Annotated in this window: 17 protein-coding genes; 11 read left to right on the plus strand and 6 right to left on the minus strand. The window is 32.7% G+C overall.

Annotated elements, in window-relative coordinates; translation table 11 throughout:
* The first annotated feature begins 266 nt into the window (after positions 1 to 266).
* Complete coding sequence (locus tag NNH57_RS06085) at positions 267 to 1,400, plus strand: TlpA disulfide reductase family protein (protein WP_074410010.1); 1,134 nt, start codon at positions 267 to 269, stop codon at positions 1,398 to 1,400.
* Positions 1,401 to 1,454: 54 nt separating this feature from the next.
* Here NNH57_RS06085 and NNH57_RS06090 read toward each other — a convergent pair whose 3' ends face one another.
* On the minus strand, positions 1,455 to 2,105 hold the full coding sequence (locus tag NNH57_RS06090; RefSeq protein ID WP_074410011.1) for a rhomboid family intramembrane serine protease: 651 nt from the start codon (positions 2,103 to 2,105) through the stop codon (positions 1,455 to 1,457).
* Positions 2,106 to 2,245: 140 nt separating this feature from the next.
* Here NNH57_RS06090 and NNH57_RS06095 point away from each other — a divergent pair, with 140 nt between their 5' ends.
* The 4 genes from NNH57_RS06095 to NNH57_RS06110 all read left to right on the plus strand — a co-directional run bounded on the left by NNH57_RS06095 (position 2,246) and on the right by NNH57_RS06110 (position 6,430).
* Complete coding sequence (locus tag NNH57_RS06095; RefSeq protein WP_074410012.1) at positions 2,246 to 3,145, plus strand: lysophospholipid acyltransferase family protein; 900 nt, start codon at positions 2,246 to 2,248, stop codon at positions 3,143 to 3,145.
* A gap of 139 nt (positions 3,146 to 3,284) precedes the next feature.
* Positions 3,285 to 4,184 (plus strand): lysophospholipid acyltransferase family protein, encoded by a 900-nt coding sequence (locus tag NNH57_RS06100; protein WP_108807631.1) that lies wholly within the window; start codon positions 3,285 to 3,287, stop codon positions 4,182 to 4,184.
* A gap of 66 nt (positions 4,185 to 4,250) precedes the next feature.
* Complete coding sequence (locus NNH57_RS06105; protein ID WP_074410014.1) at positions 4,251 to 5,150, plus strand: lysophospholipid acyltransferase family protein; 900 nt, start codon at positions 4,251 to 4,253, stop codon at positions 5,148 to 5,150.
* A 293-nt stretch (positions 5,151 to 5,443) separates the two neighbouring features.
* On the plus strand, positions 5,444 to 6,430 hold the full coding sequence (locus tag NNH57_RS06110; protein WP_108807632.1) for a DUF6843 domain-containing protein: 987 nt from the start codon (positions 5,444 to 5,446) through the stop codon (positions 6,428 to 6,430).
* Between the two features lie 126 nt (positions 6,431 to 6,556).
* On the opposite strand, the gene glmM is transcribed toward NNH57_RS06110, so the two are convergent.
* On the minus strand, positions 6,557 to 7,945 hold the full coding sequence (gene glmM, locus NNH57_RS06115) for a phosphoglucosamine mutase (protein WP_074410016.1): 1,389 nt from the start codon (positions 7,943 to 7,945) through the stop codon (positions 6,557 to 6,559).
* Positions 7,946 to 8,284: 339 nt separating this feature from the next.
* Here glmM and NNH57_RS06120 point away from each other — a divergent pair, with 339 nt between their 5' ends.
* Genes NNH57_RS06120 through NNH57_RS06130 form a run of 3 tightly spaced genes read left to right on the plus strand, consistent with a single transcriptional unit; the run spans position 8,285 to position 11,275 of the window.
* Complete coding sequence (locus tag NNH57_RS06120) at positions 8,285 to 8,872, plus strand: acyl carrier protein phosphodiesterase (protein ID WP_108807633.1); 588 nt, start codon at positions 8,285 to 8,287, stop codon at positions 8,870 to 8,872.
* Positions 8,869 to 10,584, plus strand: a complete 1,716-nt coding sequence (gene ggt / locus NNH57_RS06125) for a gamma-glutamyltransferase (protein WP_074410018.1) — start codon at positions 8,869 to 8,871, stop codon at positions 10,582 to 10,584. The genes NNH57_RS06120 and ggt overlap by 4 nt, the downstream gene beginning before the upstream one ends.
* A 34-nt stretch (positions 10,585 to 10,618) precedes the next feature.
* Positions 10,619 to 11,275, plus strand: a complete 657-nt coding sequence (locus NNH57_RS06130) for a DNA alkylation repair protein (protein ID WP_159099194.1) — start codon at positions 10,619 to 10,621, stop codon at positions 11,273 to 11,275.
* Between the two features lie 72 nt (positions 11,276 to 11,347).
* Here NNH57_RS06130 and NNH57_RS06135 read toward each other — a convergent pair whose 3' ends face one another.
* Together NNH57_RS06135 and dnaK are read right to left on the minus strand one after the other, a co-directional pair.
* Positions 11,348 to 12,082: a head GIN domain-containing protein gene (locus NNH57_RS06135; RefSeq protein ID WP_108807635.1), complete on the minus strand. Its 735-nt coding sequence runs from the start codon at positions 12,080 to 12,082 to the stop codon at positions 11,348 to 11,350.
* Between the two features lie 338 nt (positions 12,083 to 12,420).
* The gene (gene dnaK, locus NNH57_RS06140; protein WP_074410021.1) at positions 12,421 to 14,340 is read right to left on the minus strand and encodes a molecular chaperone DnaK; all 1,920 of its coding nucleotides are present in this window, start codon (positions 14,338 to 14,340) and stop codon (positions 12,421 to 12,423) included.
* Between the two features lie 226 nt (positions 14,341 to 14,566).
* Between dnaK and NNH57_RS06145 the strand changes: the two genes are divergently transcribed.
* Positions 14,567 to 15,991 carry an L-serine ammonia-lyase gene (locus NNH57_RS06145; protein WP_074410022.1) on the plus strand — a complete coding sequence of 475 codons (1,425 nt, stop codon included), beginning with the start codon at positions 14,567 to 14,569 and terminating at the stop codon, positions 15,989 to 15,991.
* 79 nt (positions 15,992 to 16,070) lie between these two features.
* On the opposite strand, the gene NNH57_RS06150 is transcribed toward NNH57_RS06145, so the two are convergent.
* Positions 16,071 to 16,550, minus strand: coding sequence for a nuclear transport factor 2 family protein (locus NNH57_RS06150; RefSeq protein ID WP_074410023.1), 480 nt, complete (start codon positions 16,548 to 16,550; stop codon positions 16,071 to 16,073).
* Positions 16,551 to 16,709: 159 nt separating this feature from the next.
* Here NNH57_RS06150 and panB point away from each other — a divergent pair, with 159 nt between their 5' ends.
* Together panB and NNH57_RS06160 are read left to right on the plus strand one after the other, a co-directional pair.
* On the plus strand, positions 16,710 to 17,528 hold the full coding sequence (gene panB, locus NNH57_RS06155; RefSeq protein ID WP_074410024.1) for a 3-methyl-2-oxobutanoate hydroxymethyltransferase: 819 nt from the start codon (positions 16,710 to 16,712) through the stop codon (positions 17,526 to 17,528).
* Between the two features lie 82 nt (positions 17,529 to 17,610).
* Entirely contained in the window at positions 17,611 to 18,273 is a 663-nt protein-coding gene (locus NNH57_RS06160) for an RluA family pseudouridine synthase (RefSeq protein WP_373419408.1), read from the plus strand.
* A gap of 23 nt (positions 18,274 to 18,296) precedes the next feature.
* Here the strand turns inward: NNH57_RS06160 and NNH57_RS06165 are convergent, their stop codons facing one another.
* Positions 18,297 to 19,106, minus strand: coding sequence for a DMT family transporter (locus tag NNH57_RS06165; protein WP_074410026.1), 810 nt, complete (start codon positions 19,104 to 19,106; stop codon positions 18,297 to 18,299).
* Positions 19,107 to 19,116: the final 10 nt, after the last annotated feature.

Below are 19,116 nucleotides of genomic sequence, written 5' to 3' on the forward strand. Positions count from 1 at the left end.
TATATCTGACGAATACAGTTATAAAACTTGGACAACAAATCAAGGCAAAATTGATTTTTGTCATATCCCTCTTCATAAATTTATATGTATTAACTATTTAAGTTAGACTAAAAGTTATGGGAATTTGTTACATAAAAGGTACAAATTTTCTTTTAATTCTATATCTATAGCAAATATCCTTTAACAATTCTTTTTATCTACAACGTTAATTTTTGGAGTATATACTTTGGATTCTTTATTTTTACGATCAAATAATCCAAATTACTATGAAAAGAATTGCTTTGTTTGTTACAGTTCTCCTACTTGTCGCTTGTCAAAAAGATCAAAAAGGATATACTATTACTGCCAATACTGCTGGTTTTGAAGATGGAACAGTAGTGTATATTAATTCTATTAGTCAATCTAACAGACCTATTATTATTGACTCTGTAAGTATACAACAGGATAAATTTCAAATCACTTTACCTCCTCCAGAAAATAGTGATTTTAATTATTTAACTTTTAAAGACATAAGAGGTAATGTATTGTTTATGGCAGAGAACAACCCTATCGAAATGACCATCTACAAAGATAGTTTACGTTCTTCTATGGTCAAAGGAGGTTCTGAAAATGAGCTGTTCTTTTCCTATATTAATACTATTAAAAAATATGGTGAAGAGAAATTAAATCTAAATAATCAATATCAGATTGCTTCAAAATTGGGTGAAACCGATAAAGTGGTTAAGATAGCTCTCGAAAGACAAGAATTGGTTGAAAAAGAAAAGCAATTCAGAAAAGATATTACAGATAACACAAATTCGTTAGTGTCTATTATAGCTATCACAGAGCTCTTAAACCTTAAGATGTTAACCGCACAAGAAGCCAAATTGAAATTTGATCAGATTGATGATACCCTAAAACCAACAAGATTAGGTAAAAACTTAAACATGCTTATCAATAATGCAGTAGCTGTTTCTAAGCAAAAGAGAATAGATATAGGTGTTATTGCCGAAGATTTTTCTGCTCCAACTCCAGAAGGCAAGATACTATCTCTTAAAGAATCTATGGGTAAAATTACCATTATCGATTTTTGGGCTTCCTGGTGCAAACCTTGTAGGATAGAAAATCCAAATGTTGTAAAAGTATATAACAAATACCATGATAAAGGACTTAATATTATAGGAGTATCTTTAGATAAAAAACAAGAAGCCTGGGCCAAAGCAATTGCAGATGATAACTTAGAATGGAATCATGTTTCTAATTTACAATTTTGGCAAGAACCAATTGCAAGAGCTTATGGTGTAAGATCCATACCTGCCACTTTTATCATCGATGAAAAAGGAAATGTAATTGCCAAGAACCTTAGAGGGCCCGCCTTAGAAAAGAAAATCTCAGAATTACTAGAACAAAAGTCTCTTTAATTTAACAACATATAGAATATAAATAAAAAACGACCTCTTTTGGGTCGTTTTTTGTTATAATTTTCCTAGCCTTTGCAAAATAAAAAGAATTATAATTGGAACTGCTAATAGACCTATCATAAATAAATTTTCCTGAAATAACCAAGGAGCCAATATTAAAGTTATTACATACCCTCCAACAGCTCCTCCAAAATGCGCGTCATGGCCTATATTTCCTATTTTGTTTTTCATTCCAAAAATAGAATATACTAAATACCCTATACCAAAAATATATGCAGGAATAGGAATTGGAATAAACATCAAATATAAACTCATATCTGGTCTAAATAATATGCTCGCATATATAACTCCAGAAACAGCCCCACTTGCTCCTACAGCACTGTAATGATATTCGTCTTTATGAAAAAACAAGGAAAACAAATTCCCCATTAATAAACTACCAAAATATACTATCAAAAACTTAACATTACCAAAAAAGCTAACAACAACAGGTGCAAAAAAATAGAGTGTAAACATATTAAAGAACAAATGCATCATATCTACATGCAAAAAACCCGAAGTTAGCATTCTTAACTGTTCTCCTCTTCTTATCCCTCCTATATTAAATTTATATTTCTCAAAAAATGAAAAGTCATTAAATCCTTTTAATGACATCAATATATTAGCCCCAATAATTATAATTATAACTATGTCAAGTGTCCCCATACAACTGTAATTTTATCCAAATATACTATATATTTTAACCTCAAAAAATCTAACTAAACTATCCTTTTCTTATTAGCAAAAGTTTATGATAAAAAAAAACGAATAATTTTATATTTGTGTCCCTAATTTAATTTTATCGAATGCAATTATTTGTATATCGTTTAGTCTATCCAATGTTGTGGGTAATATCTAAATTACCCTGGCGATTATTATATTTTTTATCCAGTACTGTTTATATTTTAGTTTATCACATTATTGGCTATAGAAAAAAGGTAGTTACAAAAAACCTAACATTAGCTTTTCCCGAAAAACCTATAGATGAAATTTATAAAATTCGTAAAAAATTTTATAAACATATGTGCGATATGTTTATGGAAATGATAAAAAGTCTTTCTATTTCTAAAGAAGAAATGACCAAAAGATTTACAATACTTGACCCTCATACTTTTAAAGAAGTACAATCTCATCAAAAAAGTATTATTGTATTAATGGGCCATTATGCAAGTTATGAGTGGGCAATTGCTGCTCAATTCGCGATGGATTTTCCTATAGTTGGTGTGTACAAAAAAATTAAAAACAAACATTTTGATCAATTAGCACATCGCATAAGAGGTAGATTTAATACAAGACTTATAAGACATCGTAAGGTGATTAAAGAGATTACCCGAGATAAAGTAAACGGTCAATTATGCGCCTATGGTTTATTATCTGATCAATCTCCTAAATTGAAAAATGCATTATACTGGACCGATTTTATGAACATTAAAGTTCCTGTTATTACAGGAGGAGAAGTACTAGCAAAAAGGTTAGATATGCCTGTAATGTATCTAAAAGTAGAGAAAGTAAAACGTGGCTATTATCAGGCAAAATTTATAAAAATTACCGATGACCCCAAAAAGTGTGAAGACCATTTTATCACAAAAACCTACCTCTCTTTATTAGAAAACCAAATCAAAGAAAATCCTGAGTACTATCTTTGGACTCATAGACGATGGAAGCATCGAAATACGAAAATTCCTAAAGGTGCAATAGTTGATTAGATCAAAGATATTGTGAGCTCTAACGATCTTACCATTTCGTTTTTATATCACTATATTTTCATTTTCAGTATTTTTTAATGCCCAAATCGCTAGATTTAACAAAATACTACTATTTTCGTGAATTAAACCCCGCCTTTTTATGCAATTAATTATCTATAAATTAGTCTACCCTTTTTTATGGTTTATTTCAAAATTACCATGGGGGCTTTTTTATGCATTTTCTACAGGCATTTTTTTCCTGGTATATTATATTTTTCGATACCGAAGAAAAACTGTAACGCAAAATCTAGAGCTAGTTTTCCCAAACAAAACTTTTCAAGAAATCAAAAAAATACGAAAAGAGTTTTACCAGCATATGTGTGATATGTTTCTCGAAATGATTAAATCGATATCCATTTCAAATGAAGAAATGAAAGAACGATTTAAGGTTACAAATATTGAAAAACTACACGAATTAGAAGCTAAGAAAGAAAATATAATGATACTTATGGCCCATTATGCTAGTTATGAGTGGGCAAATGTAATTGATATACAAACAAATTTTCAGGCAGTTGGAGTATATAAGAAAATAGGGAATAAATACTTCGATCGATTAGTACATCGAATTAGAGCCCGATTTGGTTCGAGAGTAATAGGTACTAAAGATGCTATGACAGTAATTACAGAAGATCAATCTAAAGAAGGATTATATATGTATGGACTAATTTCTGATCAATCTCCAAAATTATATAAAGCAACCTTTTGGACTGACTTTATGAGCATTAAAGTTCCTGTTTTTTTAGGAGCAGAAGTATTGTCGAAACGATTAGGGTTAAACACATACTATCTACAAGTTGAAAAAATAAAAAGAGGATACTATCAAGCTACTTTTGTTACACTAACAGAAGACTCGAAAAACTGTGAAGACTATTCTATTGTAAAAAGCTATCTTAGATTACTGGAAAATCAAATTTATAATAAACCACAGTATTACCTATGGTCTCACAAACGATGGAAACACCGCAATGCGCCTATTCCTGAAGGTGCCACTGTAGATTAAAACTTGGATTCATCTACATACTGCCAAATAAGCTTACCTTTATGCGTTTTTAACTACACTACATTTATGCAATTAATTATATATTACTTAGTTTATCCTATAATATTAGGTATCTCTAAACTACCCTGGCGATTATTTTATGCGTTTTCTACCTGTGCTTATATTTTGGTATACTATGTTATTAGGTACAGAAGAAAAACAGTAACAGGAAACTTACAATTGGTTTTCCCAGAAAAATCTAAAAAAGAAATCCGGGATATTAGTAAATCATTTTATAAACATATGTGTGATATGTTTTTAGAAATGACAAAATCACTTTCAATTTCTAGAGAAGAATTAATAAAACGATATAAAGTTGTAAATCTGGATGAGTTTCATGAGTTTGAAAGGAAAAATAAAAGTATAATTACATTAATGGGGCATTATGGTAGTTTCGAATGGTCTAATGCAGTCGATCTTGTTTCTTTAAACCCATGTGTAGGAATCTATAAACAAATAGAAAACAAATATTTTGATCGTCTTGCACATCGTATCCGAGGTCGTTTTGACTCCCGACTTATTCCTAGTCATAAGGTTGCAAGACAAATTATAAAAGATAAAAAGGAAGGCACTGTATGCGGATACGGTATGATCTCTGATCAATCCCCAAAAATTTACAACGCAAAATATTGGACAGATTTTATGGGAGTCAAAGTGCCCATATTTTTAGGAGGCGAGTTCTTAGCACAACGACTTGATGTTATTGTATTATATCTTCATGTAGAAAAAGTAAAACGAGGGCACTATGAAGTAAGATTTATCCCTATCTCCGAAAACAGCAAAGAAGAAGAGCCATATTTCATCATAAAAAAATACCTTCAATTACTTGAGAATCAAATTCGTGAAAAACCTCAATATTATTTATGGACTCACAAACGTTGGAAACATAGGAATTCACAAATTCCTGAGGGAGCCATAGTCGATTAATCTATATATCAAATTTGTTATAGCGTATAGTTTGATCAAATATATTTTATCATTCTGGCAGAGCTACATTTTTTCATCAAATTTGATGTCTTTTTAGAATTTATTAGATGTTATGTTTGGCATATGAAGTAATTAAATTTCATGGTTTTCAGGGGTTTATTACATAAACATATCCTATATCTTCGCTTTAAAATATGTATATCACTAATATACCTATCTACTAATAAGAACTTTGCCCTAAAGCTTCTTCCTAATTAGGTTCTAAAAATGATATCGTTTCAAAAATAAAAGTGTTGAATACAATTAAAAAAAACTGGAGTATTGGTTTATTAAGTATTATTATTAATATAATAAGCTGTTGCACAGTTTTATGGATTATACTTCTATTTACCGGTCAAAAAGAAAACCTCGATATTGGTAAAGCCATACAAATGCTGGTTATACGAATACTTCCACTAGCCACTGGTATTGCTTTTTCTGCAAAACTCATCCTCTCTTTTTTAAACAACAAAAAAATAATTCTTGTCATCATTTTCATCATCACTATTAGTGTTCTTTTGGCAATTGTTTGGGGGTATATCGCTTTTTTATCTACTCTCCTATTTGCTATCGGATACGGTGTATATAACTCGACTGTTCTCCCTGGCATGATAATTATATACTTTATAGCTATCCTCTTGCAATTTAGCTTTTTACATCTATTTTTATTACAAAATAATGAGCGTACAAATAATGGGGTTTTGGGACTTGTCCTTTTACCTGTTTATACAATAGGTTTTACTGCTATTTCTATATTCATAACATTTGGTATTACCATGTATCCTTTACTATTTCATAAAGAAACATATCTTATTCCTCAAAATTTTCAAGGGTGTGTTAGAGTAGTATACAACTTCGAATGTGGTGTAGAGGCACAGAAAAAAAATGGAAGAAGTATCATACATGTACCAGACAATGGGCTTATACTTCTTAAAAATGAGCTAAAACTCCCCAAAAATCTTCTTGTTACTATATGGAAACAACAATTAGATCAAGAATTCTATATCGTTGATAGCAAAGGAAATAAAGAAAAACTACATCATAAAGAGCGATATTCACAAAATACTTCGAAAGGAGTTAGAATAACTGGTATAGATGAAAGAGGAGAACCTGGTGACAGTAATTTTCTGTTATTCAAAAGGTTTTATGTCTATAATGGTTCAAGTATCAAAAATGAACTTGACTGCTCTACTGTAGAAGACAATCTATTTAATGAGCTCGAAAAATGCCAAAGTAAATAAAGAATATTATTCGACCATAACTTTATTTAAAATAAGATATCTACATCAACTCAAGGGAGAAATAGATACCTTATTATATATTCTTTCAACGAAAAGCTCCAAGCAAATAATACGTTTGGCTAAATTTTAGATTCCAGCTATTTCTTTTAAAGTAACGATCGTATCTTCTGCCAATGAATCTGCTTTTTCCTGGCTCAGGGCTTCGGTGTAAATACGAATAATAGGTTCTGTATTACTTTTACGTAAATGTACCCAACAATCTGCAAAATCCACTTTTACGCCATCAACAGTAGAGACTTCTTCTGAAACATATTTTGAATGAAATCCTTTTAAAATAGCATCAACATCTAAATCTGGAGTTAGCTGAATTTTATTTTTACTCATAAAATAAGAAGGATAACTATCTCGTAACTCGCTTACACTGCATTTCTTTTCTGCCAGGTGTGTAAGAAATAAGGCTACTCCTACCAACGAATCTCTTCCGTAATGTGATTCTGGATATATAATCCCTCCATTACCTTCGCCACCGATAACTGCATTATTTGCTTTCATCAACTCTACTACATTAACCTCGCCTACAGCACTTGCTTCATAGTTCCCATTATGTTTTTGTGTTACATCTCTTAACGCTCTACTTGAGGATAAATTAGAAACAGTATTGCCACTAGTTTTTCCTAATACAAAATCGGCACAGGCAACCAATGTATATTCTTCTCCAAACATTTCTCCATTCTCACTCATAAAAGCAAGACGATCTACATCAGGATCGACGGTGATTCCCATATCTGCTTTCTCCTTAACTACTAATTCTGATAAATCTGTTAAATGTTCTTTTAATGGTTCTGGGTTATGAGGGAAATGCCCATTAGGCTCGCAATATAATTCAATAGTCTCTACTCCCATTTTCTTAAGTAATCCCGGTATTGCGATACCTCCTGTAGAGTTAACAGCATCTACAACAACTTTGAAACCAGATTTACTCACCAATTCTGCATCCACCAGAGATAGATTTAGCACTTCTTCAATATGTTTATCGATATAGGTATCATTTACCGTGATACTTCCCAAATCATCAACCTCTGCAAAAACATATTCATCATTTTCTGCTATATCTAAAATCTTTTTACCATTCTCTGCATTCAAAAATTCTCCTTTATGGTTCAATAATTTTAATGCATTCCACTGTTTCGGATTGTGACTAGCTGTAAGAATTATTCCTCCATCTGCTTTTTCTAAAGGAACAGCAATCTCTACTGTAGGTGTCGTAGAAAGTCCTAAATCAATAACATGAATCCCCAATCCAACCAGACTATTCATTACCAATTGTTGAATCATAGGTCCAGAAATTCTGGCATCTCGACCAACAACTACAATTGGATGATCTTTATTAGTCTCATTTTTTAGCCAACTTCCATAAGCCGAAGCAAATTTTACCGCATCTACAGGAGTAAGATTATCACCAACTATCCCTCCAATTGTTCCTCTAATCCCTGAAATTGATTTTATTAATGTCATATACTTTGATTGATTTTTCTATTTCAAACAAATGTACAAGATATGACAAACAGCAACAATTTAATAGGTTATAATTTTATAAACACAATCTGTTTTTTACAAAAATTAATGGATCTTTAAATCTTTACTTGCAATTTCTTTATTACACGATAAATGCAAAACAATAATTGTAAAAGAAAGGAAAAACATGATGCATTTCTGCATCTAAGTTTTTAGACATATCATCAAAAGTAATTTATTTTAACCATTAGCCTTTATTTTTTTACAAGTGATACTTTTTGTCATACAAACAACTATAATTAATAGATATTAGTATTTAAAAAATCGTATTTTAACCCAATGAATTTTCTAGCCCACATATATCTTTCTGGTGAAGACCAAGAACTTAAAATAGGTAATTTTATCGCAGACTCTGTCAAAGGAAAAAAGCAATTACTACAATATTCAAACCGTATTCAGCAAGGTATTACCTTACATCGTAAAATTGATTCATATACTGATACTCATTCCATTGTAAGAAAAAGTGTATCCAGGTTATTTCCAAAATACAGGCATTACAGTACTGTAATCGTAGATGTTCTTTATGATCATTTTTTGGCAGCTAATTGGAAAGAATACTCTGATATCCCCCTTGAAACGTATGTGGCAGAGTTTTATGGTTTATTATATAAATATCATGAAGTTTTACCTAAACAGATTCAAAATTTTATGCCCTATATGATTAAAGACAACTGGCTTCTTAGCTATGCCACTATTCCAGGAATTGGTACAATATTATATCAAATGAATCAGAGAACAAAAAATAGATCTAAGATGAATTTTGCAGTTATCGAACTCGAACAATATTACGCTGATTTTGATAAAGAATTTCGTTCTTTTTTTGAAGAATTAGAACTTTACACTAAAAATGAAATAAGAATATTATGAACATAAGATCTATTAAATATTTATTTTATATCACTTTACTTGTCCTAAATTTTTCTTGTAAAAATAATACAGAAGTAAAGCAAGAGGTCAAACCAGTTGTTGGTCTCATTACTCAAAAAGCTATGGTTGTTTCTGCCCGGGAGGAGGCTTCAAAAATTGGAGCAGACATCATGAAAAAAGGAGGAAATGCTTTTGATGCTATGGTTGGTACAGCTATGGCTTTAGCAGTTACATACCCTGTAGCAGGAAACTTGGGAGGTGGTGGATTTATGGTATATCGAAAAGCTAATGGTGAAACTGGTGCTTTGGATTATAGAGAAAAAGGACCTCTAGCTTCTACCAAAGATATGTACCTTGATGATAAAGGAGAATTTATCGCTAAAAAAAGTCAACTCGGAGCTATGGCTGTTGGTGTTCCCGGAACTATTGCCGGTATTTTTGAAGTGCATAAAAAATTTGGGTCCTTACCTATTGAAGACATACTTACTCCTGTAGTACAATTGGCAAAAAGAGGTTTTGTGATTACTGAAAAACAAGAAAGACGCTTTGTACATTATAAAGATTTATTCTATGAGGCTAATGAAGATACAATTCCTATTCTTAGAGGTTACAAAGCTAATGATACCTTAAAAAACATAAAACTAGCTGAAACACTAGAGAGGATCATTAAAAATGGAGCTGCCGAGTTGTATGAAGGCGAATCTGGTCAAAAACTGGTTAATTTCATCCAATCTAGAGGTGGTATCATTACTATGGATGATTTGGCAAAATACAAAGCAAAATGGCGTAAACCTGTACAGTTTAGGTATAAAAACCTCAATATAACTTCTATGTCTCCACCTTCGAGTGGCGGCATATGTCTTGCTCAGATCATGAAGATGATCGAACCTTATGACCTAAGTAACTATGGGCATAATTCTCTTAAAAGTATACAGGTAATTACAGAAGCAGAACGAAGGGCTTATGCAGATCGCAGTTTTTATTTAGGTGATCCTGATTTTGTAAAAATCCCTATCGATACATTGATTAATGAATCCTACCTTTCTAATCGCATGCTAGATTTTAGTTTTGACAAGGCTACATTATCTTCAGATATTAATCGTGGCAGCATTCCAGGATATGAAAGTGACGAAACTACCCACTACTCTATTGTAGATCAATTCGGAAATGCTATTTCGGTAACAACGACACTTAACGGAGCTTATGGTTCTAAATTATATGTTCCAGAATTAGGTTTCTTTCTAAATAATGAGATGGATGATTTTAGTGCCAAACCTGGTGTACCAAATATGTTTGGATTAACAGGCGCAGAAGCCAATGCCATAGCTCCCGAAAAAAGAATGTTAAGCTCTATGACTCCTACAATTGTAGAAAAAGATGGAAAATTTTGGATGTCTGTTGGTACTCCTGGTGGATCTACCATTATTACTTCAGTACTGCAGACTATTTTAAATGTGAAAGAATACGGAATGACTATGCAGGATGCGGTCAACGCTCCAAGATTTCATCATCAGTGGTTACCAGATGTAGTAGTATTTGAACCAGAGTCATTTGATAATACTCTACTAGATAGCCTACGGCAAAAAGGATATCAAATTAATGAAGAAGATTCTAAAATTATAGGCAAGGTTGATGGTATTCTTGTTCTTCCTGATGGAAGACTCGAAGGTGGAGCAGATAAAAGAGGGGATGATACTGCGGTAGGATTTTAATCTATATAAAAATATGGATTTCATAACCTCTCTAATGTCTATACTCCAAGACCATGCTAATGCTGAAGAAGCAATACGAATGGAAGCCTATATGAAAAATCGTTTTTCTTATTATGGCATAAAAGCTCCTGTAAGAAAATCGCTTCTAAAAGATGTTATTCTTCAATATACACCTACTCTCACTCATGATAGTGTGATTAGTATTGCAAAGGCTCTCTATAAAAAACCTCAACGCGAACTTCATTATTGCGCTATGGAACTGGTTGATCGGTTCTTAAAAAAGAAATATAATATAGGTGACATTGATTTTATAGAACAATTGATCTCTACTAACTCTTGGTGGGATTCGGTTGATTTTATAGCAAAACATATTTTGGGTAAATATTTATTGCAATTCCCAAATCAAATACATCCCGTAATTGAGGGTTTTTCAAACTCTGATAAGATGTGGCTTAACAGAAGTGCAATCTTATTTCAATTAGGATATAAAGACCAAACGGATTATCAATTATTATGTAGTCTTTGTGAGCAACACAAATCTTCTAATGAGTTCTTTATAAAGAAAGCTATCGGTTGGGCGTTGCGAGAATACTCAAAAGTAAATCCTGATGCCGTAGTAGACTTTATAACCAACACTAAACTGAAACCTTTATCTGAAAAAGAAGGATTAAAAAGAATTCGTTCATCTTAATCTGCCCAGAGCCCTGATATTAGGGCTCTAGTATGACAGATAAAGAATAGTAACACTTAAATTATTCTGTACTTAATCTACCTTTTTTATTTTACCCATCCCGCGATGGTCTAATTTTGTAGTTTTAGCATTTCCTTTATAATAAACACTACCAATACCAGAAGAGGTTATGTTTATTTCTTGTTGTGCATTTACTTCTACTTTTCCGATACCAGAGTTATTAATCTCTAATTTCTGAGCAACCAAATCAAAAGCTCTTAAAGCTCCTGTTCCATTATTATCAAGAATTACTTCTGCAACCTTTCCTTTCAAAGTAAAATTACCTACCATAGAAATTTCACCATCTAGTTTCTTACAATCTAATTCTAAAGATGCATTTCCTACTCCAGATGCCTCAACATCAAGTGTGTTTAAGGAAAGTTTAGAAGAAGTTTTAACATTCCCTACTCCCTTTACCTCTAACTTTGCTATATCTTTTAGCGTCACATAAACGTTCATTTTGGTTTTTCTTTTCACACTTATACCTTTTTTCCAGCCTAAAACCAGTGCATTCCCTTTGTTTTTAACAATTACAGCTTCTTGCAGGTTCTCATCAGTTTCTACTTTTACAGATTCATTTTGTCCCTGAGAGAGGTATACATTATAAACTCCGTTTACGATGATTTCATTAAAAGTCGATATTGTTCTTTCTTGGGTAACAACATTACCATTACCTCTTAACTTATTTTGAGCTATCATCGGATTAATGGCTAATAAGGATACCATCATACAGATTAAGACTGCCAAATTATTGCTTTGTGTTTTCATTTTAGATCTATTTTAAATGTTTTTTGATGATTTTATTTATAATCAAAAGACAAAACTATTCTCATATTGTTACAGTTAACAGAGTACAAAATTCAAAAACTAGAAAGCAACAAAAAATAACTGTATGATTGGAAATAATTAAGATTATAAAAAATCATCTCTAATTATTAGGTATTTGTCACTTATATTATGGCACTAATCTCAAACTATCTATTACTAATGATTCTTAAAAATGTTATTTTAATGATAAATATATATGGGCTTGTCATATGTATAGAAAAACAAAAAATGCGTAGCCAAAAGCTACGCATTTTAATTATATATAAACTAGTTTATATTTACTTTACTTCTTCAAAATCAACATCTTCTACATCGCTTCCTTCAGAATCATCACCAGAAGACTGGTCTGCTCCTGCTCCAGCATCAGGTCCAGGTTGTCCGCCCTGTTGTGCATCAGCCTGAGCTTTATACATTTCTTCGCTAGCGACTTTCCACGCTTCATTGATTTTATCAAGAGCAGATTGAATTAAAGCCAAATCTTTAGACTCGTATGCTTTCTTCAATTCTTCTAAAGCTTCTTCGATTGGTTTTTTCTTATCATCTGATAATTTATCACCAAACTCTTTAAGTTGCTTTTCTGTTTGGAAGATCATTCCATCTGCTTCATTAAGCTTATCTGCAGTTTCTTTTGCTGTCTTATCTGCTTCGGCATTAGCCTCTGCTTCTTTTTTCATTTTCTCGATTTCCTCCTCTGTTAATCCAGAAGAAGCTTCGATACGAATATCCTGAGATTTGTTTGTAGCTTTATCTGTAGCAGAAACTTTGATGATACCATTAGCATCAATATCAAAAGTAACTTCAATCTGAGGAGTTCCTCTTTGTGCTGGTGGAATTCCATCTAAGTGAAAACGACCAATTGTCTTGTTATCTGCTGCCATTGGACGCTCACCTTGTAGTACATGAATCTCTACCGATGGCTGATTATCTGCAGCTGTAGAAAATACTTGCGATTTCTTGGTAGGGATAGTAGTGTTAGCATCAATAAGCTTAGTCATTACATTACCCATTGTTTCGATACCAAGAGAAAGTGGAGTTACATCTAACAAAAGTACATCTTTAACGTCTCCTGTTAATACTCCTCCTTGAATTGCTGCTCCAACCGCAACAACCTCATCTGGATTCACACCTTTACTTGGTGCTTTTCCAAAGAATTTCTCTACTGCTTCCTGTACTGCAGGAATACGAGTAGATCCACCAACTAATATAATCTCATCAATATCGCTTGTAGATAATCCTGCTGCCTTAAGCGCAGTACGACAAGGCTCTATAGTTCTTTTTACTAAATCATCGATCAATTGATCAAATTTAGATTTAGTTAATGATCTTACCAAGTGTTTAGGTCCACTTGCTGTAGCGGTAACATATGGCAAATTAATTTCTGTTTGCGAAGAAGATGATAATTCAATCTTAGCCTTTTCTGCAGCTTCTTTAAGACGTTGTAATGCCATAGGATCTTGTCTAAGGTCCATATTTTCATCAGCCTTAAACTCTTCTGCTAACCAATCAATTATTTTTTGATCTACATCATCTCCTCCTAAATGTGTATCTCCATCTGTAGATAGTACTTCAAAAACACCATCTCCTAATTCGAGGATAGATACATCATGTGTACCTCCACCAAAATCAAATACAACGATTTTCTGATCTGTACCTTTTTTATCAAGTCCATATGCCAGTGCTGCTGCTGTAGGCTCATTAATAATTCGCTCTACTTTAAGGCCTGCAATCTCGCCAGCTTCTTTAGTAGCCTGACGTTGTGCATCATTAAAGTAAGCAGGTACAGTAATTACTGCACTAGTTACATCCTGACCAAGATAATCCTCTGCAGTTTTCTTCATTTTCTGAAGTGTCATTGCAGATAATTCTTGTGGTGTATATAAACGACCATCGATATCTACTCGAGGTGTATCATTATCTCCTTTTACAACTTTATAAGCTGCTCTTTCAGCTTCTTTTGAAGATTCTGAGAATTTATTTCCCATAAACCTCTTAATAGAAGAGATAGTCTTAGTTGGATTTGTAACCGCTTGACGTTTTGCAGGATCTCCTACTTTAATTTCTCCTCCTTCTACAAAAGCTATTACAGAAGGGGTAGTTCTTTTACCTTCGGCATTAGGGATTACTACAGGCTCATTACCTTCCATTACAGAAACACAAGAGTTGGTTGTCCCTAAGTCTATTCCTATTATTTTACTCATTTTTATCTTAAATTGTTATACTATTATTCTTAATAACTTATTGCTGTTAAGTCAATGATTATGCCATTACGATCTATCTGACAGGATGTCATTATTGTTTTAGTCTTCTTAATGAATTGATCATAAAGGCAAAAGAAAAACAATATTAACTATTCTTTAAAAAATGAGTTTCTTTGTTGTCAAAAAACTATATTTACCCCCGAAATTTTATCAATAATTTTGTATTATGGAATGCATCAGTGTTTTTGATATGCTGAAAATAGGCGTAGGTCCTTCAAGTTCACATACATTAGGTCCCTGGCGTGCTGGAAGACGATGGATCGCAGAACTAAAAGAAAAAGAACTCTTTGAATCTGTCTCAGCAATTACTATCGATCTTTTTGGATCATTATCACTAACAGGAAAAGGTCATGCAACAGATATTGCTGTAATTTTAGGCTTATGCGGTTACGATCCTCAAACTATTGATGTTTCTACAATTGCTACTATTATTGAAAATATAAACATTTCTAAGCAACTCTTCTTTAATAGTGAATTTCAGGTATCTTTTGATCCAAAAACACAAATTATATTTAATAGAGAGTTTAAAGAATTTCATCCTAATGGTATGACTTTTCATGCCGACCTGAAAGATGGAAAAAAAGTATCGTCTTCTTTTTATTCTATTGGTGGAGGTTTTGTAGTAAAAGAAGAACGAAAGAGAAAAGAAAAAAAGCGTATTGCTTTTAAACAATTCCCTATGCCTATTCATAAGGCAACTGATCTCTTAGAGTATTGTACATCAAAAAACAAAAAAGTATCCGAAATTGTTCTCGACAATGAACGTTCATTACAAAGCGATGCTGAAATCGATGAAAGAATTGCACAAGTCTGGAAGGTAATGCTAGAATCTATGTATACTGGTTGTCATACAGAAGGTACATTACCTGGTGGATTAAATGTAAGACGAAGAGCGTATGATACTCATAAAAAACTGATGGGTACTACTGTTTATACTACTCCAACAGAATGGATTGAAGCTATTCGAAATACTGAAGTGAAATTTCGTCAAATATTAAAATGGGTATCTTGTTTTGCCTTGGCAGTAAATGAGGTAAATGCATCTCTGGGTCGTGTAGTGACTGCCCCTACTAATGGAAGTGCTGGTGTAATTCCGGCAGTAATGATGTATTATATGGTTATCGAAAACCACGATGCAAATTTTGATGATGTAAAACAATTTATGCTGGTTGCAGGAGAAATTGGCAGTCTTTTCAAAAAAGGAGCTACTATTTCTGCAGCTATGGGAGGATGCCAGGCAGAAATTGGAGTCTCGTCTGCAATGGCGGCTGGTGCTTTAACCGAGCTTATGGGAGGTACTCCAGAACAAGTATTAATGGCAAGTGAAATTGCAATGGAGCATCATCTTGGATTAACATGTGATCCTATCGCTGGATTGGTACAAATCCCTTGTATCGAACGAAATGCAATGGGAGCCATAAAAGCTATTAATGCTTGCGAAATGGCTTTGGATACAGATGCTGCAAATGCTAAAGTACCATTAGATAAAGTAATTGAAACTATGTGGGAAACCGCTCAGGATATGAATACAAAATATAAAGAAACCAGTGAAGGTGGTTTGGCAGTAAAAGTAAATCTTAGTGATTGCTAATCTATAAATCACCAATAATAAAACACAAAGGTCAAAACTTATAACAAGCGTTACGTTACTGGTATTTAATTAATATATTTTACTTACACCCTTCTCTAAATCTGGTATCTGCAATAGCAATAATTTTCCAGGTTTTACCGTCATTAAATAGTTGAAATACATTTACGCCACAGTGACTAAAATTATCATTGACATAAAACTCATAAGGAGTCCAGGCATTTGCAATTGCAGAATCTGCTTCGATTTTAAATGCTAATAAACGTTCGTCCCATTTTTGTTCTGCTGGTCTATTTTGTATAGCAATTAAAATTTTTTCTATATCATTCTTTACTGTTTTTATCTCTCCTTCTTTGGTTCTCACTATAGTTTGTACTGCTATGTTTTTATCTATAGTAGTTTTCATTTTAGCAGTATCACCAGCATGAAAACCTTCAAAAAACTCTAAAACAGTCTGTTTCACTTCTTTTTCGTAACGGTTTTGGTCATCTTTGGATATACTTTTTTGAGAAAAAACATGGCCTGAGAAGAATAAAACAACCAATATTGATACTTTATACATAATGTTCATTATTTTTGAATAGGTATAAAAATAAGATTTTAATCACTTCTATACTATATAATTTTCACTTCATTGTATCAAAGAAAAATCAAAAACGAATTACACTTGTTACCATATAGGTAATTGATTACTTTTACAATCCTAAAAAAACAATTCAAAATGTCTACAGCAAAAAAAGATTATAAGCGCGTTACAGTAAAATCTCTTGTCGAGATGAAAGCTAACCAAGAAAAGATATCTATGCTAACCGCTTATGATTACACGATGGCCAAAATTGTAGATGGTGCCGGAGTAGATGTTATTCTCGTCGGGGATTCTGCTTCAAATGTAATGGCTGGTCATGAAACTACATTACCTATTACATTAGATCAGATGATTTATCATGCATCTTCTGTAATTCGAGCAATTGATCGTGCATTGATCGTTGTAGATTTACCTTTTGGAAGCTACCAGAGTGATCCTAAAGAAGCTTTACGTTCTGCAATTCGTATTATGAAGGAATCGGGGGGGCATGCTGTAAAACTTGAAGGAGGAAAAGAAGTTAAGGAGTCTATTAAAAGAATCCTTAATGCCGGTATACCAGTTATGGGACACCTTGGTCTTACTCCACAATCTATATACAAATTCGGAACCTATACTGTAAGGGCAAAAGAAGAAGAAGAAGCACAAAAATTAAAACAAGATGCTCTTATGCTTGAGAAAGCAGGATGTTTTGCTGTCGTTCTTGAAAAAGTACCTGCCAAATTGGCTAAAGAAGTAGCAGAAAGTCTTACTATTCCTATCATTGGTATTGGAGCAGGAAATGGTGTAGATGGACAAGTATTGGTTACTCATGACATGTTAGGAATGACCCATGAATTTAATCCTCGTTTTTTAAGACGTTATTTAGACTTATATACAGAAATGACTAATGCTTTTAAACAATACGTTACCGATGTGAAAGCTGTTGATTTCCCTAATGAGAATGAGCAATATTAATTAGTTAATAGTCGAATATACTCAATTACCTTATTTACAAAAGTTGGTCAAAAAAATCATTTCAAATAAAAACAATCTTCAGGTGCTGCATGAAGACAACCATATTATTGTTGTCAATAAGCGTTCGGGAGATATTGTACAAGGTGATAAGACTGGTGACAAACCTCTTAGCGAAGTTGTCAAAGAATATATTGCAGAAAAATATAATAAACCAGGAGCAGTATATTTAGGTGTTGTACACCGTTTAGATAGGCCTACTAGTGGAATCGTAGTGTTTGCAAGAACAAGTAAAGCTCTTCCCAGACTTAACGCATTATTTGCAAACAAAGAAGCTCAAAAGACATATTGGGCCGTAGTAAAGGGTTGCCCGCCTAAAAAGCATGACAACTTAACACATTGGCTAAAGCGTAATCCAAAACAGAATAAATCCTATGCATATACAAACGAAGTACCTGATAGTAAAAAAGCAATTTTAGAATACCAGTTAATCAAAAAGTTAGATAATTACTGTTTATTAGAAATTGATCTTCATACGGGGCGCCATCATCAAATACGATCTCAGCTCTCTTATATTGGTTGCATAATTAAAGGGGATTTAAAATATGGAGCAAATCGTAGTAATAAAGATGGAAGCATTCATTTACATGCCCGTAAATTAACCTTTACTCATCCTGTTAAAAAAGAAACTATAGCTGTCATTGCTCCCCCTCCTTCTGATCCTATTTGGAAAGATTGCTTGATTTAAGCTTCCGATTGTTACTTTTTTAACTACTTGTAAGTTCGTATACTTTCGATCACCACTGATGTTAAAATCAGAACACCACCAATAACTGTAGAAAGTACAGGGATTTCTCTTAAAAAAATGATTCCAAGAATAATACCATATACCGGTTGAACACTACCAATAATACTAGCTGTTGTTGCAGAAAATCGTTTAAAACTATATAAAAACAAGGTATGGCCAATGGCTGTCGTTAACAAGGCTAAAACCAAAACAAAAGGAAACTGGCTAATAATGCCCGAGCTATCCATAATAAATAAGGCAGGTAATAATAATATTACCATTATTATTAATTGATACCACATTAGCATAGAACCATGATAATTACTAACTTTTGTTTTCATAATTAGATTTCGAAGAGCATAGCATAATGCCGAAAATACTCCCATAGCAACAGCTTTAGCATACGTATTTTCTATACTAAAATCCGGTACCAAAAAATAAATTCCTACCAGGACAAGTACTCCCAGTATCAAATGCATTTTCTGAAATTTAACTTTTAACACCAAAGGTTCTAGTAAAGCGGTAATGACTGGATAAGTAAATAAAGACAACATACCAATAGCCACATTTGACATTTTTAGAGCATAAAAATAAGTGATCCAATGTAGCCCCATAAGTATCCCTCCTGTAAGAATGGGAATACGATCCTTAGTTTCAATTTTAAATGATATCTTTTTCCATTTACAAAACAAGAATAATATGCACGCTGCTAAAATAGCTCTATAGCCAATAATAACAGGTACTGGCATATCGATATGTCTTCCTAATACCCCAGAGGTACTAATGAGCAACATAGCAAAATTT

The organism is Aquimarina spinulae (genome assembly GCF_943373825.1).
In the GTDB taxonomy this organism is placed as follows: Bacteria; Bacteroidota; Bacteroidia; order Flavobacteriales; family Flavobacteriaceae; genus Aquimarina; species Aquimarina spinulae.